The following is a 23,386-nucleotide window of genomic DNA, read 5'->3' as shown; positions in this document are numbered from 1 at the left end:
GCCCCGGTCTCGCCATAATGCCGTCAAAGCAATGGCGTGGATGGGCGTGCGCGACACCCACGGCTTACAACCTGAAGGACAGCTAGAAGGACAGCGATATGCCCAACCCGACCCAAGGCACGACCGGCACACATCTCGACGACATCATCGACATGATCTGGGCAGATGCCGACCTCGTCGATCACATCTCCGAGGCCGACATCATCGGCGGCACCCAGGCCGCCGACGCGATCAACCAAATGATCCTCGAAGCGATCGAGACGCACGGCCTGTTCGACGATGGGTTGATCCAGGTCGAGGATATCTACGTCATCAACCAGTATATCCGCGACAACTATTACGACGAATTCGTGGCCCTTCACGGCGATGACGAGGGCTACATGGAAACCGGCTATCACCTCGTCCAGAATGATGGCGGCTCGACCACGCTGGAATACGAACAGCTGGTCAACACCGTGTTCGACGGCATCTACCATCTCGGTTTCGAAATCGTTGATGGCCGGATCTACAACGAGGACGGCAATGCCAATGCCACGGTGACCGACCTCGCGCACTGGCTGACTTGGGTCATGACCGGCGGGTTGTCCTACTATTTCGGCACCGAGACCAACAACCGTGTGAACGGCGAGATCCTCGACGACACGCTGCTGCTCGGGGCCGGCGACGATACCGGCAACGGCGCCGGCGGCGATGACACGATCAAGGCCGGTGCCGGGGCCGACCATGTCAATGGCGGCGACGGTCACGACGTGCTGCATGGAGAGCTTGGCCATGACCATCTCTCGGGCGGCAATGGCCGCGACACGCTCTACGGCGAAGCCGGCGACGACGTGCTTTCGGGCGGCGACGCCGAGGACAAGCTGATCGGCGGCAGCGGCGCCGACTCGCTCTACGGCGGCAATGAAAACGACACGCTCGATGGCGGCGGAGGGGCCGACCGGGTCTATGGCGACTACGGCAATGACGTGCTGCGCGGCGGCAACGGCACCGATACGCTGGCCGGAGGCAATGGTCATGACCGGATGTTCGGTCAGCTCGGCCACGACCGGCTCTATGCCGGCGAAGGCAACGACAAGCTGTATGGCGGCATCGGCAACGACTCCCTTTACGGCGACGAGGGCAACGACGAACTCACCGGCAACTCCGGCAATGACGAGCTTTGGGGGGGCGACGGCAACGACACCGTCCGCGGCGGACTGGGCGACGACAAGCTCGGCGGCGGGGTCGGCTTCGACAAGCTGTTCGGCCATGCCGGCGACGACACGCTCTATGGCCAGGAAGGCCTCGACAAGCTGTTCGGTGGTGCCAACAACGACCGGCTCTACGGCGGCACCGGTGCGGATACGCTCAACGGCGGCGACGGCCTCGATACGCTTTACGGCGAAGATGGCGACGATCTTCTCATCGGCGGCCTCGGCGCCGATTACCTGCATGGCGGCTTCAACAATGACACGCTTTACGGCCAGATCGGCGACGACTCGCTCTACGGCGCCGAGGATGACGACATGCTCTACGGCGAGGCCGGTGACGACAGCCTGCGCGGCCAGGACGGCAATGACACGCTGATGGGCGGCGAGGGCAACGACAACCTCGATGGCGGCGCCGGGGCCGACACCTTCCTGTTCACCGCCAGCGACAACGGCAATGACGAGATCCACAATTTCGATGCCGCCGAAGGCGACCGGATCGTGATCCAGAGCGGGATCGACGTGGAACTGGCGTCGTTGTCGGGCGGTGACCACACGTTGGTCATCCTGACCGATTCCACAACCGGCACGGTCGTGGGCACCGTCACCGCCTACTGGGCCGATATCGAGATGAGCGACATCGTGATCGACGACACCGCCTTCGTCTGAGGCACATGTCCACGGGCCTCCCGGGGGACACGCCCCCTGAGGGGTCCGCGCCGGGCCGCTCCAGGACCAAGGCACACAACATCCGCGCGGCGCCATCCCGGGCGCGGCGTCCCGGGCGGGCGGCCCGCCCCTCCGTTCAGTCTTCGTTGATGTCCCGGGTCCAGACCTTCTTCTGGCCTTTGCGCTCGCCCTCGATGCGGCGCAGCACCAGCCAGGCCACCAGCGAGGCCAGCGCAAAGACCAGTAGCTTCATCGACAGCGATCCGGTCAGCAGGGCGGCAATCTGCTGCCCGCCCAGCGCCAGCAGCAGGCCGACCACCACGGCGCCCACCGCGAAGCCGACGAAGATGAAGCCCGGCGCGAACAGCTCCAGGATGGCCAGAACCAGACCGCCGGCCACCCACACCCACCAGGTATCAAGGTAATCCATCACTTCGCCCCCTTCAGCATGTTGAAGGCATCACCAAAAGCCTCCAGCACGTTGGCCGGCAGCAGAACCGTCTGGTTACCCTGGCCTTCGCCAACCTTGGTCAGCGCCTCGACCTGCTTCAGCGCCACCTGGTATTGCGCCGCTTCGAGCCCGTTGTCCTTGATCGCCTGCGCCACCACGCCGGTGGCATAGGCCTCGGCATCGGCCTGGATGCGCCGCGCCTTGGCCACCTGTTCGGCCGCGTAAAGCTCGGCATCGGCATTCAGTTCGATCGCCCGCTTCTCCCCTTCCGCCCGGGTCACCGCGGCGCGGCGTTCCCGTTCGGCGTTCAGCTGCTGCAACATCGCATCCCGCGTCGCCTGGTCGAGGTTCACATCGAGAATCTCGGCCCGCGTCACCTCGATCCCCCAATTGTCGACCGCGTCCTCGACGCTGGCCTTGATATGAGTGATCAGCTGGGACCGGTTCGACTGCACCTCGTCAAGCTCCATCTTGCCGATCTCGGCCCGCACGATCCCCGCTACCGTGGTGGCAATCGCCGCATCCACGTCTCGGATCCGGTACACCGTCTTTTCCGGTTCCAGAATGCGGTAGAACACGCTGGTTTCGACCTGCACCAGCACGTTGTCGGCGGTGATCGCGTCCTGGCTGGCATTGGGCAGCTGGCGTTCGAGAATGGAAATCTTGTGTCGCACCCGGTCGAGGAAGGGCACGATGAAGTTGATCCCCGGCCCCAATACGGATTTCAACCGCCCGAAGCGCTCGACCACGTGCTTTTCGGACTGCGGTACGATCCGCACGCCGAGGAAGATCGAAATGATGATAAACGCTGCCAGCAGCAGCAAAATGACCGAACTGTTCGAAACCTCGTTCACAATCTGATCCGGGTTCATATCCAACTACCTTTCAAGACGAAACTGCCCTTCATATTGGGTGTGCATCGGCAATTTGGAAGAAAAAAGCCGCGAAGCGCGCCGTTTCATGGCATTTGCGCCACGCCCGCGACGGCCCATTTTTCTGGCAGAACAAGCGGCGAACATGTAGGCTGCCGGCCATGCCCGCCCTGTGCCGCACCTGTCTTGAAACCTTCGATGACGGCCGCCGCTGCCCGGCCTGCGGGTCCCCGCGCGTGACCGCCCACCCCGAGCTGTTCAGCCTCTCGATCGCCCACATGGATTGCGATGCCTTCTATGCCAGCGTGGAAAAACGCGACAATCCCGACCTGGCGGACAAGCCGGTGATCATCGGTGGCGGCAAGCGCGGCGTCGTCTCCACCGCCTGCTATATCGCCCGCATCCGCGGCGTGAAATCCGCCATGCCGATGTTCCAGGCGCTGAAACTCTGCCCCGACGCGGTGGTCATCCGCCCGCGGATGAAAGTTTACGCCGAGGTCTCGAAACAGATCCGCGCCCTGATGGACGAGTTGACCCCCGACGTCGAACCGCTGTCGCTCGACGAAGCCTTCATGGATCTCTCGGGCACAAGGCGCCTGCACGGCCATCCTCCCGCGGTGATGCTCGCGCGGCTGGTCAAGCGCATGAAGGACGATCTCGGCCTCACCGGCTCCATCGGCCTTTCGCACAACAAGTTCCTGGCGAAAATCGCCTCCGACCTCGACAAGCCGCGCGGCTTTTCGGTGATCGGCCAGGCGGAAACCGCCGCCTTCCTGCAAGACAAACCGGTGCGCCTGATCTGGGGCGTGGGTCAGGCCACGCAGGCGCAGCTAGAAAAAGCCGGCATCCACCGCTTTTCCGACCTGCTCAGGTGGGAGCGCGAAGACCTCCATGCCCGCTTCGGCGCGATGGGCGACCGGCTCTACCATCTCGCGCGGGGCGAAGATCACCGCCGCGTCTCGGCCAACGCGCCGGTGAAGTCGATTTCGAACGAGACCACGTTTTTCGAGGACACCGCCGACCCCGACCTGCTCGACGGCCATATCTGGCGGCTGGCCGAAAACGTCTCCGACCGGGCCAAGGCCCGCGGGATGGCTGGCAGGGTGGTGACGCTCAAGCTCAAGCGCGCCAACCACGCATTGCTGACCCGCCGCGTGACCCTGCACGACGCGACCCAGATGGCCGACACCATCTACCGCACCGCCCGCGCCCTCTATGACGCGGCGGGCGACCAGGGCCCCTACCGCCTCATTGGCGTCGGCATCTCGCATCTCGTCGCCGAGGCGCAGGCCGACCGCTCGACCGACCTGCTCGACCCGCAAGCCGCCAAACGCAGCGGCGCCGAACGCGCCACCGACGCCATCAGGGCGAAATTCGGCGAGGGGGCGATATTGAAGGGGCGGGCACTGAGATAAGTTTTCAGAAAGGCCGGTTTGAGCCCTTAGCAGACGCGATGCTCATGATTTCGCACAACGGAAACTGGGTTGTATTGCTGTAGATGGGGAATTGTTGCAGCATTTCCCATCTGAACACAGGGATAGAGACATACGATGATTGAAGCCCTACCGACGCTGACGATAAGGTCCGCGTTTCGACGGCCGACCGATGCGCAGATTTCCGCCTTTCAGGGGATTCCAACGGGATTTGTTGTGGACGCTCTTCTCGGAGGAGGCGCTCTGTCGTCCAGCATCCAGCCGATTGGAGGCGGACGGGATCTGCATTGCGTCGCCGCAGGGCCCGCTTTGACTGCCGACTGCGGCGCTGCGGATGTACTTGCAACATTCGCGTCCCTGAAATTCATCAAACCCGGCGACGTGGTCGTATCGGCGTTTGCAGCCCATACCGGTTGCGCCGCTGCGGGGGATCGCCTTGTCGGCATGATGAAAAACAATGGCGCGGCGGGTTTTGTCACAGATGGCCCGGTTCGGGACTATGAAGGCATCGTGCCAGTCGGATTACCGGTTTGGTGCGCAGGTCTTACGCCTGCATCTCCGCACATGTCGGGTCCCGGATCGGTGGGCTTTCCGATACAGATCGGCGGTCAGGAGATCGAAACGGGCGACATGATTGTCGCCGACCGAGATGGAGTGGTTACCGTTCCCTTCGAGCGAATAGACGAGGTTATCCAAAAGCTGGCGCATATCTCTGAACTGGAGACGTCATTGGACGCCGAAGTGGCTCAAGGATTGAAGGTGCCCAATTGGGTGGAGGAGTATCTGGCAAGCGACAACACCGTTCGGAAGGACTGAGAAATTTCTCAACTTATGCCACGACAGCTTCGTCCCGCTGAAGAGACATCCAAAAACCAGCCGCGCGGCCCCTTAACCCATCCCCTATCCTAACCTTACCCCACCGCACGCCAGACGGGGTGCCAGCCAGGCTGCCAGCCGGGCTGCCATACACCGGGTTTTCTGAACTCGAGCGCCGTTAACCCTGTGGGACTCTGACTTGACAAAGCTTTAGCCGGGGACCGATCACTCCGCCGCCAGCGGCAGCTCCTGGGCGCGGCCGATCTCGGCGATCTCGGCCACGACCTGGCGCATCAAGCGCCTGAAAGCATTGAAGTTTCCGTTGGGTCGCACCATCGTCTCGTTCATATAGAGCGAGCGGTCGACCTCGATCTGCACCGCGTGGCGATTCTGCGCCGGGCGGCCGTAGGTCTGCACGATATAGGCACCGGCAAAAGGCGAATTGCGGACCACGGTCAGCCCGGCGGACGCAAAAGAAGCTTCAATTCTTTCAACCACTTCGGTCGAGGCCGCCGCGCCGAAACGATCGCCGATCACCACCTCGGGACGCTTTTTCACGCCGCGCGCAATCACGTCCAGCGCCTCGTGTGGCATCGAATGGCAATCGACCAGAATCGCTTCGCCGAACAGGGCGTGCGCCTGGTTCAGCTGAAGTTCAAGCATCTGGTGATAGGGTTTCCAATAGGTATCGATCCGCCGTCTCGCCTCTGCATAGGCCAGCTTACCGCGATAGATCGGCCGCCCGCCCGACACCACCCGCGGGATCACGCCCAACCCGCTGGCAATGCGCGGGTTATGGCCCTGCTTGGCCACCCCCTCGATCAGCGCCGGGTCGAGCTCATCAGGCCCGCGGTTGAGGTCGACGAAACAGCGCGGCGCCCCGGCCCGCAGGAAAGGTGCTCCAAATTGGGGTGCAAAATCAAATAGTTGATCCACAAACGCATCTTCGGACGAACGGATTGTCTGGCGATCGAGCCGGGTCGAACGCAGGAAGGTCCAGGGATAATCCCGCCCCGAATGCGGCGAGGCGAACACCACCGAGGTGGTGCGCTTCTCGGGGTGGATCAGATCATAGGCAACCTTGGGCATCGCGTCTCCTGTTGCGACATGATTACCCGGTTTTTTCAGCGCTCAAAAGCCCTTGATCCCTGTCCCGACTCCTTTTATAGACGCGCAGACCGGCGCGGATTTTCCCGCGCCCCAGTTTATTGGGGTGCAGTCCCACCGGACCATAGGGCGGTTAGCTCAGCGGTAGAGCACTACGTTGACATCGTAGGGGTCACTGGTTCGATCCCAGTACCGCCCACCATGGAATTCACGGCCTCGCATCCAACGCGGGGCGCCCGAAACCCGAAGGCGCATGGCCCAGCGCCGCGAAAATGAGGAGAGACCGATGAAGGTCAAGAACTCGCTGCGTTCGCTGAAGAACCGGCACCGCGATTGCCGCGTCGTGCGCCGCAAAGGCCGCGTTTACGTGATCAACAAGACCCAGCGCCGGTTCAAGGCCCGGCAAGGCTGAACCTGACGCAAAGCTTTGAAAAACCGCCCGTTTTCCGGGCGGTTTTTTCGTTTCCGGGCAGAAGGTTCGGCACAGAAGCGGCCCGGACAGGCCGTTTCACAACTTCGACATGAAGCTTCCGCAAAAAACCGTCATCCTGTCCCTAGACACGAATCGCATGCCACACATCACCATGACGCCTCCGCCCGCAAAACACACCGGCCACGACAAGCTCGGCCATCCCCACGATCTGCTCGACCGCGCGCTGCGCGCCCATTTCGCTCGTCTGACCATGGGCGCCTCGCCGCATTCCGCAGCCGATGCCTGGTTCGACTGGGCGGTGCACCTGTCGCGCGCCCCGGGCCGCCAGCTCGAACTGGCCGAGCACGGGGTTGAAAACGCCTGGAAGGTCTTCGCTCACGCCATCGGCCAGGGCGAGCCCCCCTTCGCCCCCGGCCCGAACGATCACCGCTTCACTCACCACGGGTGGGCCAAGCCACCGTTCAACGCGATGCAGCAGGCCTATCTCGCACTCGAAGACTGGTGGGATCACGCCGCTTGCGACATTCCCGGTCTCCAGCATTCCGACGCCCAGCGAGTGCACTTCATGGCGCGCCAAGCGCTTGACATGGTGTCGCCGTCGAACCTGCTTTTCACCAATCCCGAGACTATCGAGGCCACCGCGAAATCCCGCGGCGGCAACCTCGCCTTGGGTGCTCAACTCTTCTGGCGCGATCTCATGAAAGCAGCGCTGCACGAAAAGGACACGCCGCCAGAGAACTTCCAGGTTGGTCGTGATCTGGCCTGCACCCCCGGCAAGGTGGTCTATCGCAACGAACTGTTCGAATTGCTGCAATACACACCACAAACCGACACGGTCCGTCCCGAACCGATCCTGATCGTGCCGGCCTGGATCATGAAATATTACATTCTCGACCTGCGGCCCGAGAATTCCCTGATCAACTACCTCGTTGGTCAGGGCTTTACCGTATTCTGCATCTCGTGGATCAATCCCGGTCCCGAGCTGCGCGACGTCTCGCTCGACGACTACCGCGCCAAGGGGGTGATGGCGGCGATGGACGCGGTCTCGACCATTTCCGGCGGCGAGAAGATCCACGCCACCGGCTATTGCCTTGGCGGCACCATCCTGGCGATCGCGGCCGCAACCATGGCCCGCGACGGCGACGACCGGCTTGCCTCCATGACCCTGCTCGCGGCCCAGACCGACTTCACCGAGGCCGGCGAGTTGCTGCTCTTTCTCGACGAAAGCCAGGTCTCGTTGCTCGAGGATCTGATGTATGATCAGGGTTATCTCGACGCCGCCCAGATGGTCGGTGCCTTCCGAGCCATCCGCGCCGAAGACCTGGTCTGGACCCGCGCGGTGCGGCGCTATCTGATGGGAATCGAGGAAGCAGCTACCGACTTGGGCACATGGAACGCCGATGCGACCCGCATGCCGGCGCGGATGCATTCGGAGTACCTGCGTGGGCTGTTCATGGAGAACCGCCTGACCGCCGGTCGTTTTGCCGTCAACGGCCGTGTCATCGCACTCTCGGATATCACCGCGCCGATCTTTCTTGTCGGAACCGAAAAAGACCACATCGCGCCTTGGCAATCCGTGTACAAGACAAAGCTCTTCACCGATGGCGACCTGACCTTCGTGCTGACCAAGGGCGGCCACAACGGTGGAATCGTTTCGGAACCCGGCCACAAGGGCCGGCACTACCGTATCCATCATCGTCCGCCCGGCGCGCTCTATACCGGGCCCGAAGAATGGTTCGCGACCAACGGCCAAATCGAGGGCAGCTGGTGGCCGGCCTGGACCGACTGGTTGGCCGGGAAAAGCGGTGATCCCACCGACCCGCCACCGTTGGGGGCACCCAAGGCCGGCTATCGGCCGCTCGACGACGCCCCCGGCAGCTACGTTTTGCAGCGCTGAGGACCCGGGTCACCAGTGCGCTTCAGCGCGACAACATGAGAACGACCATCGTTTGCTGGCTCACGAACCCGGTCACCGGCAAGCCCCGTTCACGCTGGAAGCGGCGGATTGCGCGACGGGTCTCTCGGGTAAAGTTGCCGTCCACGTCGCCGGGCTTGAAGCCCCGCACCGACAGGATCTGTTCCACCACCTTGCGCGCGCCCTGGTTCGGCAGGATCTCGGCCTCGTGCTTTCTCAACCGCTCGATCTCGGCGGCATTCTCGGACTCGGCCCGCAGTTCGGCGATGCGGTCGCGCGCCTCGGCCGCGAAACTGCCATTTGGGAAACGGTCGAGGAAACCGCGATATGCCGCGATAGTATTGGCCTCCTGTGCCCGATCCCAGGCGGCCCGTTCACGGGCCTCGGCCCGCGCGAGACGTTCTTCCAGAATCAGGTCGAGCCGGGCTTGCGCATCCTCGGCGAAAAGCCCGTCCGGGTATCGCTCGAGATAGCGTCGAAGGCTGGCCTCGTCGCGGCCCAGCTGCTGCCAGAACTGTCGGTCAGCACGTTCCTCTGCCTCGCGTCGCAACTGCGCCTCGCGTTCCAACTCGGCGGCACGCACAGCGGCCTGGCGCTGCAGTTCGGCCACTTGCCCAGCGGTCAGAAAGCCGTTGCCTTCATAGCCGGCGGAGCGCTGCCAGGCGGCAATCGCCGCCCGCGAGCCCCGGCCGAAAAGCCCGTCGATGCCGCGCGGATCGAAGCCCAGAAGCGCCAAGTTGCGCTGGATCTGGCGCCGGTCGTTGCGCGTGAGCCCCAGCGCCTCCTCAGCCTCGCGTGCCACGTCCAGCGGATCGCGCGTCAACTCGGCCAACCTGGTCCGCGCCTCGGCAGCGAACAAGCCGGCAGGAAAACGATTGAGATAGGCCTGCAGCGCCTCGAGCGACCCAATATCGCGCACCGCGTTCCAATAGGCCATTTCGCCCATCGGCCCCACGGTGGTCCGTTCACCAGCGACGGTAAAACTTTCGGCCTGCGAGCTGTATCCCCGTGCGGCGCTGTTGCGCGGCAGCCCGCGCAGCGCTTGCTCGATGCTGTTTTGCGGGTCGAGCAGAGTGTCGCGCGCCCAGCGCCGCAGCGCCCCCATCTGGCCCTGCACCACGATCACGCCCTGGGGCGCCGTCACGCTGCCAGGGCCCGGGCGCAGGCCCATGCCCAATTCGACCGCCGCATCTACCTGACCGATCATCAAAACCGCCTTGCCCGGCGCCAGGCCGGCGATCTCGGCCAAGGCACCAAGGCTCAGCCCCTGCGCCCCGATGTTGAGCATGTCCGGCTTCTCGGCGGTGTCAGCCAGAAGCCAGCTGTCACGGTCGTTTTCCGCCATCAGGCCGGTGATGGCGATGATCACCCGATCGGGCTCGGGCGTGCGCTGCATCGTCGCGCGCAAGTCGCGGGCCTTTTGCCGCATGTCGGCCAGGCTGCTATCGCGCGCCGTGAACACCGTCCAGCCGCGCTCTTTCAGGTCCTCAGCCAAGCCGGCTGCGGCCTCGCCTGCGATCAGTGGCGCCTGGCCTTCGTATTTATGGTTGGAGATCACCAGCGCCAGGTCATCCGCCCAAGCGCCGGCGGCCAGAACCGACAGGCAAATGCCCACCAGCCCGTTGAAAACGTACTTCATCGCACAGCTCCCCTGTTGATCCGAGGGCTGCGCCCCCGGGGTCAATCGTAAGTGCGCGTATCTTCGATGACTTTTCCGTCGTTGGGAAGGCTGCCAGGCGCGACGATTTCGATCTGGCCTTTCAACTTCAGGACTTCGCTGACCGACTTGGCATAGACCGCAGCATCGCCGCCGGCGGCCTCGATCTGCACCGTCATCGTGTCCATCTCGCCGTCGCGTCCGGCAATCACGCGTGCCTTGGCGATTTCGGTATGCTTGGCCACCAGCGCCGCCACCTGCTCGGGCCGAACGAACATGCCCTTGATCTTCGTGGTCTGGTCGGCCCGCCCCATCCAGCCCTTGATCCGCATATTGGTGCGCCCGCAAGGGCTTGCACCGGGCAGAACCGCAGAGAGATCGCCGGTGGCGAAGCGGATGAGCGCATAGTCGGGGTTCAACGTCGTCACCACCACTTCACCGACCTCTCCGGGCGCAACCGGATCACCGGTGCCCGGCGTGACGATCTCGACGATCACGCCCTCGTCGACAATCATGCCCTCCATTGCCGGGCTTTCGTAGGCGATCGACCCCAGATCGGCGGTGCCATAGCCCTGCAGGCATTGGATGCCTCGGTCGGCGTATTCCTGCCGAAGGGTCGGGAACAGGGCACCGCCGCCTACCGCCGCCTTCGAGAAGCCGAGGGGCAGTCCCATTTCTTCAGCCTTGTCGAGGATAATCTTGAGGTAATCCGGCGTCCCGGTATAGGCGGTGCAACCGATGTCATGGGCGGCCTGGGCCTGCAGTTCTGTCTGGCCGGTGCCAGCGGGCAGCACCGCGCAGCCAATGGCCCGGGCGCCGGTCTCGAACATCATGCCGGCTGGCGTCAGATGGTAGGAAAAACAGTTCTGCACGATGTCATTGGCCCGGATGCCCGCGGCATACATCGCCCGGCCCGACCGCCACCAATCGCGGCTGATCCCGCCCGGCTCATAGATCGGTCCGGGGCTCTGGAAATAGTGCGCGACGTTCGACACCGGCAGGCTGCCAAACGGCGGCTGCGCCTTCTGCCGCGCGCCAAGGTCGGACTTCCGCAGCACCGGCAGCCCGACAAGAGCCGCCAGATCCGGCAGCGATGCCAACCCATACTTTTCCAACTGCCCGTTCAGGGCCTGAAGTTGCTCTGCCGCGCGCTGATCCGCCGAACGGGTTTCCAGATCATCGAAATACTGGCTCATCGGCCCGACCTCCCAAACTTTGCATACACCGGTATACAGTTCTTGCTTTCCCCTGCGTCATCCTCTACTAGGAGGCGAGTTTTGCCGCCTGTGGGGACTTGCCCGTGACTGACGTTTTCGATGCCCGCATCACGTTCCATGACGATCTGCAGACCATGGAGGCCGATTTCTCGGGCTTCGATTTTTCCAGCTCGGCGCTGGTCAATGAATTCTACGACCGGATCGAAGAGCGCATCCGCGAAACCGGCGAGGACCAGTGGTTCTTCCTGGTCAACTATTCGGGCTGCACCATCGACAGCTCGGCCTGGATCGCGTTTTCGCGCCGCGGCAAGGATCTCAACATGGCCCATTCCATGGGCTCGGTGCGGTTTGACGCCTCCGAGGCCACCCGCCGCCAGATCGAGCGCGACGCCGCAACCGAACGCTTCGATCCCAACCTCTTCGCCGACCGCGACAGCGCCATCGCCCGGATCAAGACCTTCAAATCCAAGCGCCGTGCCCGGATCACGCATGATCCCAATTTCACCCTCGACCAGATCGCCGCGCGGATCAGCTTCGATCCCGATGGTCCGATCATGGAGGCCGATTTCTCCAACATGACCTTCGAGCATTCCCGCGATGTCGATGATGTCTATGACTACCTCGAAGAGAAGATCAAAGAAAGCGACCGCAAGTGGTTCTTCCTCGTCAACATGGAGAATTGCGAGATCCATCCCGGGGCCTGGGTCCGCTACGCCTATCGCGGCAAGCGGCTCAACATCGCCGCCTCGCTCGGCTCGGTCCGCTTCGCCCCCGGCTCGGAAACCGAAGAGGAAATCCGCCTGCGCGCCGAAAGCCAGGGCTTCCGCCCCAACATCCGCAACACGCGGGCGGAGGCGCTGGAGTGCATTGCCGAGATCAAAGCAGACCTCCTCGCCCGCCAGGGCTAAGCCAGCCTCTGCCAGCCGGACCGCGGCAAACGGCCCGTTTTCAGCTATCGAGATGGCGGGTCGCATCAGCTCAGCCAGCGTTTTCGGCGGCGATAGGACCGGACTTCACGGAAGGATTTGCGGCCTTCGTCGGACATGCCGAGATAGAATTCCTTGACGTCCGGGTTCTCACGTAGATCGGCCGCGGGGCCGTCCATGACCACACGCCCCGATTCCAGGATGTAGCCGTAGTTTGCAAAGCGCAGCGCAACGTTGGTGTTCTGCTCGGCCAACAGGAAGGTCACGCCTTCCTTTTCGTTCAAGTCCTTGACGATACCGAAAATCTCTTCCACCAGCTGCGGCGCCAGGCCCATCGACGGCTCGTCCAGAAGAATGGTTTCAGGCTTGGACATTAGCGCCCGGCCGACGGCCAGCATCTGCTGTTCACCACCCGAGGTATAGCCGGCCTGGCTACGGCGGCGTTCCTTGAGGCGCGGGAAATAGGAATAGACCTTTTCCAGATCTTCACCAACGGCGCTGCCTCTGTCCCGCCGGGTATAGGCCCCTGTCATCAGGTTTTCCTCGACCGTCAGGTGCTCGAAGCAATGGCGGCCCTCCATCACCTGGATCACGCCGCGCTTGACCAGTTCGGCCGGATCACGTTCGGCGATGTCTTCGCCGCGATAAGTGATCGACCCCTTGGTCACCTCGCCACGTTCCGAATGCAGCAGGTTCGACACCGCCTTCAGCGTCGTGGTCTTGCCCGCGCCGTTGCCGCCGAGCAGGGCGGTGATCCCGCCCTTCGGCACCTTGAGCGACACACCCTTCAGCACCAGGATCACGTGATTGTAGATCACCTCGATATTGTTGACCTCAAGGAGCGTCTCTTGTTGGGTCTGTCCGGCGTCAAGCATTGTACGATCCACAGATATCTTGGTTGATATCCCGGCCCGCCGATATGGCGGACCGGGCATTTGCCTGCCTTACGGGCAGAACTTCTTCTCTTCGAGCTTGTTCTCGGCAGCATAGGCTTCCGAGTCGGCCTTGATCAGCGGCCCGAGAACATCCTGATCCGACTGCATGTAGTCGGTGATCAGGCTCCAGCTGCCGGACTTGGCATCCCACTGGGACACAGCGCCATAGCCGTCACCGCCATGGTTGGTGCAGGTCACGGTGAAGCTCGGGCCGAAGTCCGGCATGCCCAGTTCGGTCATGCGTGCCTCGGTGATCGACAGACCTTCCATGCCATCCCGCATTTGGGCCGGCGTGATCGCTGCCGTTCCGTGGAGTTCCTGCGCAGTACGGGCGGCTTCCGCGGCCAGCATCGCGGCATAGAGACCACGGTTATAGAGCACGGTGCCGATCTGGTCGCCCGCACCGGCGGCTTTGCCGGTGTCGACGACGTGCTTCTTGATGTCGTCGAAGATCGGGTAGTCCGAGCCCACGTTGTGGAAGGTCAACGCCTTGTAGCCATTTGCGCCTTCACCGGCCGGCTTCACGTCGTTTTCCGAGCCCGACCACCAGATGCCGATGAAATTTTCCATCGGGAAGCGGATGTTCACGGCTTCCTGGATCGCGACCTGGTTCATCACGCCCCAGCCCCACATCAATACGTAATCAGGACGCTCGCGGCGGATTTGTAGCCACTGCGATTTCTGCTCCTGGCCAGGGTGGTCGACCGGCAGCAGGCTCAGCTCGTAGCCGTGCTTCTTGGCCAGCTCTTCCAGCGTGCGGATCGGCTCCTTGCCGTAGGCCGAATTGTGATAGACCAGTGCAACGCGCTTGCCATTGATGTCGCCGCCGTTGAGGTCAAGCAGGTGCTTGATGGCAATCGAGGCGCCATCCCAGTAGTTGGCCGGGTAGTTGAAGATGTTGCGGAACACCGACCCGTTCTTGGCCGAGGTCCGGCCATAGCCCATCGAGTGCACCGGGATGCCGTCGGCGGTGGCTTTCGGGATCAGCTGATAGGTAATGCCTGTCGAGAGCGGCTGATAGACCAGCGCGCCCTGGCCCTTGGTCGACTCGTAGCATTCCACACCCTTCTCGGTGTTGTAGCCGGTTTCGCATTCGATCAGGTTGATCTTCTCGCCACCGATGCCGCCGTCACGCTCGTTCAGCAGGGTGAAATAGTCGGCATAGCCGTCCGCGAAGGGGATGCCGTTGGCGGCATAGGGCCCCGTGCGGTAGCTCAGCGAGGTAAAGGTCAGTTCTGCCAGCGCCGGGCCAGCGGCCAGTGCCGCGCCTAGTGCCAGAGTGGCCAGTTTCATGTTCATCGGGTTACTCCTCCCATTGGTTGATTCCGATGTTGGCTCCGGGGATTGTCCCCCCCGAATTGGGTATCAAGCCGATCCCTCAGTGCGGGAAGGGCCAGAGTCTCAGTTTCTCCTTGATCACCCTCCAGAGTTGCGCCAGCCCATGCGGTTCGAGGATCAGGAAGGTGACGATCAACGCACCTACGATCATGAATTCCAGATGCGCCGCGAGGTCGGTGGGCCAGCCGAGCCCACCCACCAGCACGTTCTTCAACAGCACCGGCAGCAGCACCAGGAAGGCCGCGCCGGCAAAGGAGCCGAAGATCGAGCCCAGCCCGCCGATGATCACCATGAACAGCACCAGGAACGATTTCTGGATACCGAAGGCTTCGCCTACCTCGACTGCGCCGAGATAGACCGAAAAGAACAGCGCTCCGGCGATGCCGACATAGAACGAACTCACCGCGAAGGCCGTCAGCTTGGCGCGCAGCGGGTTCACCCCGATGATCTCGGCAGCGATGTCCATGTCACGGATCGCCATCCATTTGCGGCCGACACTGCCACGGGTCAGGTTGCGGGCGATGAAGGCCAGGATCACAACGAAGACGAGGCAGAACAGATAAGTGGCCCAAGCCTCGGTCGCGGGACCGGTAACGGGAATGCCGAACACGCCGCGCTCCGGCGCATTGATCTGGCCCGAGGCAGAATAGTTATATGCCCATTCCCACTTGTTGAAGAGCCAGACCAGGAAGAACTGCGCCGCCAGCGTCGCCACCGCCAGGTAGAATCCTTTGATGCGGAGAGATGGCAGGCCAAAGAGCACGCCAACGAAGGCGGTGACGAACCCGGCCAGGATGACCGAGAAGAAGATGTTGATCGGCGGCAGGGCGTATTGCACGCCATCGATCCAGATGTCGATCCCGGTCATGAACTTGTAGCAGGCATAGGCGCCCACCGCCATGAAACCACCGGTGCCCAGGCTGACCTGCCCGGCATAGCCCACCAGGATGTTCAGCCCGATCGCCGCGATCGCATAGATCAGGAACGGCAGGAAAATCGCGTTCACCCAGTAGGAATTGATCAGGAACGGGATGACGGCGAAGGCCACGAGCAGAACGGCGTAGAACCCGATCCTATCGAATTTGATCGGAAAGCTTTGCCCGTCATCGACATAAGAGGTTTTGTAATCCCCGGCCTCACGATACAGCATCAGGAGGTCTCCCCGTTATTTTCTTCAAGATGCGATTTGTCGGCCATTTTCGGCGCCTTGGCATAGCCAGAAGCCTCGCTGATGCGCACCAGTTTCAGGTAGGCCCACATCCCCAGCGCCCCGCCCGCGGCCGCGAGGACCGCGGCCGTCAACATCTGGCTGGTGTTGCTTACTTCTGTCGTCAGGGCGATATAGCCAAAGGCCCAGAAGCCCGCCCAGGCTATGACGTTCAGGATGGCGATTAGTTTGTTCACTATCACACCCTCTCGATGATCTTCTCGCCAAACAGGCCCTGCGGCCGGAAGACGAGGAAGAGCAGCGCCAGCACATAGGCAAACCAGTTCTCGGTCGCCCCACCGACCAGCGGACCGATCCAGAACTCGAACAGCTTCTCGCCCACGCCGATGATCAACCCGCCGACGATGGCGCCCGGTATCGAGGTAAACCCGCCCAGCATCAGAACCGGCAGTGCCTTCAGTGCGATCAGCGAAAGCGAGAACTGCACCCCCGATTTGGCGCCCCACATGATGCCCGCAACCAGCGCCACGAAACCTGCCAGCGACCAGACCAGAACCCAGATGAAGTTCAGGTTGATCCCAACGCTCAACGCCGCCTGGTGGTCATCGGCCACCGCGCGCATGGCGCGGCCCTGCTTGGTGTATTGCGAAAACAGCACCAGCGCCCCCACCAGAACCGCGGCAACCATGGTCGCAATCATATCGAGGTTGTCGATATACATCCCGTAGTAACGCTCACCCTCGGCGGCCCAGGTCCGGGTGATGTCCTCGATCGCGAAGGATCCGCCCTGTGGCAAGCCGACGTTCAGCGTCTTGATGTCCGAGCCCCACATCATGTCGCCGAAGCCTTCCATGAAATAGGCCAGGCCGATGGTCGCCATGAACAGGATGATCGGCTCCTGGCCGACCAAGTGTTTGAAGATCACCTGCTGCACGAACCAGGCGAAAAGCACCATTATTGCAATCGTCAGAACGATCCCTACCAGCGCCGGCAGGTGCCAGCCGAAATGGTGCACGTCGGTACCGAGGACCGCGTTGATCAGGTGCGAAAACGGCACCTGCCCCTCCATGATCCCCACCAGCGTCAGCGCCGCGAAGAGCGCCATCACGCCCTGGGCATAGTTGAAGATGCCCGACGCCTTGTAGATCAGCACGAAGCCCAGCGCGACCAGTGCATAGAGGACCCCGGCCATCAACCCGTTGGCCATCACTTCCAGCGTGTTCAGAAATGCTGCTGACATGCCTCTGCCCCCTCTAATCGTGCGCCACGCCAAGATAGGCGTCGATCACATCCTGGTTGTTGCGCACCTCGTCCGGGGTGCCGTCTCCGATCTTCTTGCCATAGTCCATCACCACCACCCGGTCGGACAGGTCCATGACCACGCCCATGTCATGCTCGATCAGGGCGATGGTGGTGCCGAACTCGTCGTTCACATCGAGGATGAAACGGCTCATGTCCTCCTTCTCCTCCACGTTCATGCCCGCCATCGGCTCGTCGAGCAGCAGAAGCGACGGCTGCACCGCCAGCGCGCGGGCCAGTTCGACCCGCTTCTTAAGACCATATGGCAGGCGCGCGACAGGTGTCTTGCGGATGTGCTGGATTTCCAGGAAGTCGATCACTTTCTCGGCCACTTCGCGGTTGGCGACTTCTTCGGCCTCGGCCTTGCCCTTCCACAGCGCCTGGGCGAAAAGCCCGGTCTTCATGTGATTGAGCCGCCCGGTCATGACATTGTCGAGCACGGTCATGCCTTCGAACAGCGCGATGTTCTGAAACGTCCGGGCGATGCCCTGCTGCGCCACCTCGTAAGGCTTCATCTGCGGTCGCGGCGCGCCCTTGTACCAGACTTCGCCCTCCTGTGGGATGTAGAAACCGGAAATCACGTTCAGCATCGACGATTTGCCGGCACCGTTCGGGCCAATGATGGCGCGGATCTCGCCCTCGCGGATGTCGAAGCTGATATCGGTGATCGCCTTCACCCCGCCAAACCGCAGGGTGATGTTCTTCATCTCCATCAGCACGCCACCGATCTTGCGGCCGTCGGCGGTGAAATATCCCTCTTCGCTGCTCATCTCGTTCATTCCGCTGCCACCTTGTGCGGGGTCACCGGCACGACCTTGGCGTCGCGGATTTCCAGCGTCGCCTTGATCGAGCCCTTGCGCCCGTCTTCATATGTCACTTCCGTCTCGGTGCTCACCTTCTCGGACCCGTCATAAAGCGCCTCGACGATGTCGTTGAACTTCTCGGCCACGAAGGCGCGGCGCACCTTGCGTGTCCGCGTCATCTCGCCATCGTCGGCATCCAGTTCCTTGTGCAGAATCACGAAGCGGTGGATCTGACAGCCCGAAAGCATCGGGTCTTCGGCCACCGATTTGTTCACCGTCTCGACATGTTCCTGGATCGTGTCCAGAACCCGCGGATGCCCGGCCAGCTCCTGGTAAGAGGCGTAACCGATATTGTTGCGCTCGGCCCAGTTGCCCACAGCCGTGAGATCGATGTTGATGAAGGCGACGCAATGGTCCTTGTCCGCGCCGAACAGCACGGCTTCAAGAATATCGGGATAGAACTTCAGCTTGTTCTCGACGTATTTAGGCGCAAACATCGACCCATCGGCCATCTTGCCCACGTCCTTGGCGCGGTCGATGATCCGCAGATGCCCGCTGCCTTCCTCGAAGAAGCCCGCGTCGCCGGTATCGACCCAGCCTTCGGCATCCTTGGTGTCGGCCGTCGACTCGGGGTTCTTGTAGTACTCCACGAAGGTGCCGGGGGATCGGTAGTAGATCCGGCCCTCGTCGTTGATGCGGATTTCCACGTCCGGCGCCGGCACGCCGACGGTGTCGGCGCGGACCTCGCCATCGGGCTGCACAGTGATGAACACCGACGCCTCGGTCTGGCCATAGAGCTGCTTGAGATTGATTCCAAGCGACCGGTAGAAATCGAAGATTTCCGGCCCGATCGCTTCGCCTGCCGTGTAGCCCACGCGCACGCGGCTCAGGCCCAGTGTATTCTTGAGCGGGCCATAGATCATCAGGTCGTAAAACTTGTACTTCAGCCGGTCCATGAAGCTCACCGGCTTGCCGTCGAGGATATTCGGGCCGACCTTCTTGGCATGCGCCATGGCGCGGTCGAACATTCGCTTCTTGAACTTGCCCGCATCCTCCATCCGGATCATCACGTTGGTCAGCTGGGTCTCGAAAACCCGCGGCGGTGCAAAATAATATGTCGGCCCGATCTCGCGCAGGTCGGTCATCATCGTGTCGGCGCTTTCCGGGCAGTTGACGCAGAACCCGGTCCAATAGGCCTGGCCGATCGAAAAGATGAAATCACCCACCCAGGCCATCGGCAGATAGGCCAGCACCTCGTCGCCCGGGCCGAGATGATCGAACTCGGACGAGTTCTTGGCGCTGACGATGATATTGCGGTTGCTGAGCACTACGCCCTTGGGTTTGCCGGTGGTGCCCGAGGTGTAAAGCATGACGCACTGGCTGTCGTAGTTCAGCTTCTCGCGCCGCGCCTTCAGGTCTTCGATCCACTCGTAGTAGGCCGCACGGCCCTGTTCCTGAATATCGACGAAGCGGTGCAGTTGGTGGTGATCGTATTTCCGCAAACCGCGCTGGTCGATATAGATCATGTGCTCAAACTGGTGCAGGCGATCCTGAATCTCGATCACCTTGTCGACCTGCTCCTGGTCTTCGACAATGGTAAAGCGTGCGCCGCAATGCTCGAGAACATAGGCCATCTCTTCGGCGGCACTGTCATTGTAAAGCGGCACCGGGATCGCGCCTACCGATTGTGCGGCCACCATCGACCAATAAAAGTGCGGCCGGTTGCGTCCAATGACGGCGATGTAATCGCCCTCGTTGACGCCCAGGTTGATCAACCCCAGCGCTAAGGCTTCGATCTCCTTCTCGGCTTCAGCCCAGGTCCAGCTTTGCCAGATGCCGAATTCCTTCTCGCGATAGGCTGCCTTGTTGCCGAATTCGCGCGCGTTACGCTGCAAAAGCGCCGGAATGGACTCAAGTCCCCCGGCCGTCGCTGACGGTTCAACCAAGTCTTATCCTCCCTCTACCCGCTTCCCTACGGGCGGTCCCTATTTTGCCACAGGGTGATTCTCCCGTGCTCTAGGGTGCGTGTTTGACGCTCGCCGTCAACTTTTTCCCCAAGATTTCCGAATTCTAACGAATTGTAACAAGAAACAGCACCGCAGTCCGGCCCGCACCGTCTCAGGGCGAATTCAACAAAACGCGCACCCTGGTCACCTCGGGCATGATCACCCGAACGCGTGCCTCAATCGAGTCCAGAACGGCTTCGATTTGCGTCGTGTTCAGATCCTCGCGCAGATCCAGATCCGTATCCACCAGGATCTCAAAGGCCCCGGAATGAATGGCGACCAGGTTGTTCACGGCTTCCACCATCGGATCGGCCAGGATCGCCGCGCGCAGGTCCCGAAGCTTCTCTTCGGACAGCGACCGCCCGGTGATCAGCGCCCGGGCCTGCGCCATCAGAACGATCGATCCCACCGCCATGCACACTGCAGCCGACAAGGCGCCAAGCGCATCGAGAACCAGAAGCCCGAACATGTTGTACAGCAACAGCGCAACAAGGCCCAAGATACTGGTGAACGTGCCGATGACATCGCGAATGAAGGCGCCCTTCACCAGCGGCTGATCCACGCGCTGCAAAACTTTGCGCAGCCCTGCGCGCCCGACCCCCAGTTTGCGGGCGCTCAGCCCGACGGCATAGCCATTGGTGAACACCGCCAGCACCAGAACCGCCACCGCCAGCAGCGGCGTGTCCAACGGCTTCGGGTCCATCAGTTGCTGAACCCCGCGCCACGCGCTCAGTCCCGCGCCGAAGATCAACATCGAAACCGCCGACAGAATGCTCCAGAAAAACGCTTCTCGCGCGTATCCCAGCGGATGCCGTGCATCTGGCGGACGGGCCGCGCGGCGCGCGCCCAGCACCAGCAGCGCCGAGCCAACACCATCGCCAAGGCCTTGCGCCATTTGTCCGAAAACCACGGCACTGCCCGTCACCAATGCGACAACGAGATTAGTGATCACATCCAATAGATTGACGAGAAAGGAAACCAGAACGACTTTGCGCTGGGTGATCTTCTTGGCCATGCTTCGATTTCCCCCTGTCGGCTTCCGCCGCCATTCTACTCGGCCCAAGCCTTGCCTCTATAGCTGAAATCCCGGCCCAGACCATCTCGGTTGCCGGGCACCCTCGGCAACCGGCTTCCCAGACGCGCGCCTTTGCGCTACCTCCAAAGCAGGGAGGCCCCATGCAAACCACCGGCACCGATACCCATGCCATGACCATGGCCGGGCTGAACCTCATTCAGCAGGCGCTGTCGATCTATGACCGCGAGTTGCAGCTTGTCGTCTCGAACCGCATGTTCCGCGACATGTTCGACCTGCCCACGGCGCTGGTCACCCCCGGCGCCAGTTTCGAGGATACCATCCGCTACCTCGCCACCCGCGGCGAATACGGCCCCATCGACGATTTGAACGTTTTCGTCGCCGCCCGCACCGAACAGGCCCGCGCGTTCGAGCCGCACTACATGGAGCGCGCCCGCGCCAATGGCCGCTGGATTTCGGTGGAAGGTTCTCCCCTGCCCGAAGGCGGCTGGGTGGCCGTCTATACCGACATCACCGCCGCCAAGCGCGCGGAAGAACTGCTACGCACGCGCTCGGAAACACTCTCCGATCAACTCCTGTCCCATGCTGAAGAGCTATCCGCCGCCAACCGCGAACTGGCCGCCACCGTCACCGCGCTGGAGGAGGCAAAGCGCCAGATCACCGAGGCCGAGGCGCGTACCCGGCTGACCACCGAGATGATGCCAGCCCATATCGCCCACGTCGGCCCCGACCGGCGTTACACGTATTCAAACCGTCGTCTCAGCGCGGTGATGCCGGGCTCGAAACCCGATCCCGTCGGCCTTCACGCCGCCGAGGTTCTGGGCCCGCAGCCCTGGTCGATGATCGCGCCCGAACTCGACAAGGCCTATGCCGGCCAGCCATCTGTCTTCGAGTTCACCCATGGCCCCAGTTCGCGCCGCATCCGCGTGGCACTGACCCCCGATCCGGCCACGGGCGGGGCCTATATCCTGTCGATGGACATCACCGAGGAATCCCAGACCCGCGCCGCCCTGCAGCAGACCCGCCGGCGGGAGATCGCGGCACAGATGATCTCGGGGCTAGCGCATGACTTTTCCAATCTGCTCACCATCATCCTCGGCACCCAGTCGCGCCTGCAGCGAATGCAGGCGCTGCCCGAGGCCGCGGACGAGCTGATTGCCGCCACGCTGTCAGCGGCGCGCCGCGGCGGCACGCTGCTCAATCGCATCGCCGACATGACCGGCGCGCGCGAGGTCACGCCCCAGCCCACCGACATCCGCGCCTTCCTGCGCGATTTCGAAACCCTGGCCAGTTCGGCCCTGCCGCCACAGATCACGCTCTCCGTCAACAACCTCATCGCGCAGGACGCGCTGATGCTCGATGCCGGCATGCTGCAGGACAGCCTGCTGAACCTGGTGCTCAACGCCCGCGATGCCTGTGGCGGCAGCGGTGCCATCACGCTCACCGCCTGCACCGTTCAGAACACCTGGGCCGAGTTCAGCGTCTGCGACACCGGCCCCGGCTTCACCGAAGAAGCTCTTGAGCACGGGTTCGAGCCCTTCTTCACCACCAAGGGTGGTGAAGGCTCAGGCCTCGGCCTCGCCATGGTCTACGATATGACCAAGCTCGCCGGTGGCCGCGCCACGCTCGCCAATTGCGACACCGGTGGCCAGGTGGCGGTCCGCCTGCCGCTGCGCCCCGCCCCCCTGCCGGTGCCCCCCGGCCTTGTGCTGCTGGTCGAGGACAGCCCGGATCTGCGTGCTTCGGTGCGCGACATGCTGACCGGCGCAGGCCACACCGTGATCGAAGCCGCCTCCGCGGACGAGGCGTTGGCGCTCGCGGGGCAGATCCCTGACATTTCGCTGCTACTTTCAGACATCTCACTCGAAGGTACAGCCACAGGCATCGACCTGATCGACCAACTGCCCGACCCGCACCCACCGTGTTTCCTGATGACGTCGCTGCCCGCCGCCCACCCGCTCCACCAGCAGGCTCTCGCCCGCGCACCGGTTCTGCCGAAACCCTTCACCGCCGAAATTCTGACCGCGTTTCTCTCACGGCAATCCGAACCCGCCCCTTCCTCCGTTTAAAAAACGCCTCGGGGCATGGTGACAAAATGCCCTGCATTTTGCACCTTGGGGG

20 protein-coding genes and 1 tRNA gene are annotated in these 23,386 nt (G+C 62.6%); 8 read left to right on the top strand and 13 right to left on the bottom strand.

Features of this window, described 5'->3' with window-relative positions; translation table 11 throughout:
* The first annotated feature begins 98 nt into the window (after positions 1-98).
* Positions 99-1,856: a calcium-binding protein gene (locus tag NO357_RS12175; RefSeq protein WP_306735941.1), complete on the top strand. Its 1,758-nt coding sequence runs from the start codon at positions 99-101 to the stop codon at positions 1,854-1,856.
* 136 nt (positions 1,857-1,992) lie between these two features.
* Here NO357_RS12175 and NO357_RS12170 read toward each other — a convergent pair whose 3' ends face one another.
* Both NO357_RS12170 and NO357_RS12165 read right to left on the bottom strand, forming a co-directional pair.
* On the bottom strand, positions 1,993-2,286 hold the full coding sequence (locus NO357_RS12170) for an NfeD family protein (protein ID WP_306735940.1): 294 nt from the start codon (positions 2,284-2,286) through the stop codon (positions 1,993-1,995).
* Positions 2,286-3,179, bottom strand: a complete 894-nt coding sequence (locus NO357_RS12165) for an SPFH domain-containing protein (protein WP_306735939.1) — start codon at positions 3,177-3,179, stop codon at positions 2,286-2,288. Before NO357_RS12165 ends, NO357_RS12170 begins: the two co-directional genes overlap by 1 nt.
* Before the next feature lie 161 nt (positions 3,180-3,340).
* On the opposite strand from NO357_RS12165, the gene NO357_RS12160 reads away from it, so the two are divergent.
* Entirely contained in the window at positions 3,341-4,594 is a 1,254-nt protein-coding gene (locus NO357_RS12160; protein WP_306735938.1) for a DNA polymerase IV, read from the top strand.
* A 135-nt stretch (positions 4,595-4,729) separates the two neighbouring features.
* Positions 4,730-5,428 (top strand): RraA family protein, encoded by a 699-nt coding sequence (locus tag NO357_RS12155; protein ID WP_306735937.1) that lies wholly within the window; start codon positions 4,730-4,732, stop codon positions 5,426-5,428.
* A 225-nt stretch (positions 5,429-5,653) separates the two neighbouring features.
* On the opposite strand, the gene NO357_RS12150 is transcribed toward NO357_RS12155, so the two are convergent.
* On the bottom strand, positions 5,654-6,517 hold the full coding sequence (locus NO357_RS12150) for an N-formylglutamate amidohydrolase (RefSeq protein ID WP_306735936.1): 864 nt from the start codon (positions 6,515-6,517) through the stop codon (positions 5,654-5,656).
* A 145-nt stretch (positions 6,518-6,662) separates the two neighbouring features.
* Here NO357_RS12150 and NO357_RS12145 point away from each other — a divergent pair.
* The 3 genes from NO357_RS12145 (at position 6,663) to NO357_RS12135 (ending at position 8,865) form a co-directional block, all read left to right on the top strand.
* Positions 6,663-6,737 (top strand) — tRNA-Val (locus tag NO357_RS12145).
* Positions 6,738-6,821: 84 nt separating this feature from the next.
* Entirely contained in the window at positions 6,822-6,947 is a 126-nt protein-coding gene (ykgO, locus tag NO357_RS12140) for a type B 50S ribosomal protein L36 (protein WP_008562923.1), read from the top strand.
* Between the two features lie 157 nt (positions 6,948-7,104).
* On the top strand, positions 7,105-8,865 hold the full coding sequence (locus NO357_RS12135; RefSeq protein ID WP_306735935.1) for a PHA/PHB synthase family protein: 1,761 nt from the start codon (positions 7,105-7,107) through the stop codon (positions 8,863-8,865).
* Positions 8,866-8,887: 22 nt separating this feature from the next.
* Here NO357_RS12135 and NO357_RS12130 read toward each other — a convergent pair whose 3' ends face one another.
* On the bottom strand, positions 8,888-10,522 hold the full coding sequence (locus NO357_RS12130) for a peptidoglycan-binding domain-containing protein (protein WP_306735934.1): 1,635 nt from the start codon (positions 10,520-10,522) through the stop codon (positions 8,888-8,890).
* A gap of 41 nt (positions 10,523-10,563) precedes the next feature.
* Positions 10,564-11,736: a phenylacetate--CoA ligase family protein gene (locus NO357_RS12125; protein ID WP_306735933.1), complete on the bottom strand. Its 1,173-nt coding sequence runs from the start codon at positions 11,734-11,736 to the stop codon at positions 10,564-10,566.
* A 104-nt stretch (positions 11,737-11,840) separates the two neighbouring features.
* Between NO357_RS12125 and NO357_RS12120 the strand changes: the two genes are divergently transcribed.
* Positions 11,841-12,665: a hypothetical protein gene (locus NO357_RS12120; RefSeq protein ID WP_306735932.1), complete on the top strand. Its 825-nt coding sequence runs from the start codon at positions 11,841-11,843 to the stop codon at positions 12,663-12,665.
* Positions 12,666-12,730: 65 nt separating this feature from the next.
* On the opposite strand, the gene NO357_RS12115 is transcribed toward NO357_RS12120, so the two are convergent.
* From NO357_RS12115 to NO357_RS12080, 8 genes are all read right to left on the bottom strand, one after another.
* Positions 12,731-13,558 (bottom strand): ABC transporter ATP-binding protein, encoded by an 828-nt coding sequence (locus tag NO357_RS12115; protein ID WP_306735931.1) that lies wholly within the window; start codon positions 13,556-13,558, stop codon positions 12,731-12,733.
* A gap of 69 nt (positions 13,559-13,627) precedes the next feature.
* A complete protein-coding gene (locus tag NO357_RS12110) occupies positions 13,628-14,917 on the bottom strand; it encodes an ABC transporter substrate-binding protein (RefSeq protein WP_306735930.1) in 1,290 nt (429 codons plus the stop codon).
* A gap of 79 nt (positions 14,918-14,996) precedes the next feature.
* Entirely contained in the window at positions 14,997-16,106 is a 1,110-nt protein-coding gene (locus NO357_RS12105; protein ID WP_306735929.1) for a branched-chain amino acid ABC transporter permease, read from the bottom strand.
* The gene (locus tag NO357_RS12100; RefSeq protein WP_306735928.1) at positions 16,106-16,360 is read right to left on the bottom strand and encodes a hypothetical protein; all 255 of its coding nucleotides are present in this window, start codon (positions 16,358-16,360) and stop codon (positions 16,106-16,108) included. Before NO357_RS12100 ends, NO357_RS12105 begins: the two co-directional genes overlap by 1 nt.
* Positions 16,361-16,362: 2 nt before the next feature.
* Positions 16,363-17,364 carry a branched-chain amino acid ABC transporter permease gene (locus tag NO357_RS12095; RefSeq protein ID WP_306735927.1) on the bottom strand — a complete coding sequence of 334 codons (1,002 nt, stop codon included), beginning with the start codon at positions 17,362-17,364 and terminating at the stop codon, positions 16,363-16,365.
* Positions 17,365-17,377: 13 nt separating this feature from the next.
* Positions 17,378-18,193: an ABC transporter ATP-binding protein gene (locus tag NO357_RS12090; RefSeq protein ID WP_376744380.1), complete on the bottom strand. Its 816-nt coding sequence runs from the start codon at positions 18,191-18,193 to the stop codon at positions 17,378-17,380.
* Positions 18,194-18,198: 5 nt separating this feature from the next.
* Positions 18,199-20,172 (bottom strand): AMP-binding protein, encoded by a 1,974-nt coding sequence (locus NO357_RS12085; protein WP_306735925.1) that lies wholly within the window; start codon positions 20,170-20,172, stop codon positions 18,199-18,201.
* Between the two features lie 172 nt (positions 20,173-20,344).
* Positions 20,345-21,247 (bottom strand): cation diffusion facilitator family transporter, encoded by a 903-nt coding sequence (locus NO357_RS12080; RefSeq protein ID WP_306735924.1) that lies wholly within the window; start codon positions 21,245-21,247, stop codon positions 20,345-20,347.
* A 161-nt stretch (positions 21,248-21,408) separates the two neighbouring features.
* On the opposite strand from NO357_RS12080, the gene NO357_RS12075 reads away from it, so the two are divergent.
* On the top strand, positions 21,409-23,334 hold the full coding sequence (locus NO357_RS12075) for a PAS-domain containing protein (RefSeq protein ID WP_306735923.1): 1,926 nt from the start codon (positions 21,409-21,411) through the stop codon (positions 23,332-23,334).
* The last annotated feature ends 52 nt before the right edge of the window (positions 23,335-23,386 follow it).

Origin of the sequence: Marimonas arenosa (assembly GCF_030848945.1) — a bacterium.
GTDB lineage: Bacteria > Pseudomonadota > Alphaproteobacteria > Rhodobacterales > Rhodobacteraceae > Marimonas > Marimonas arenosa.
The sequence above is the reverse complement of the archived record's forward strand: the minus strand, read 5'-3'. Positions and strand labels throughout refer to the sequence as shown.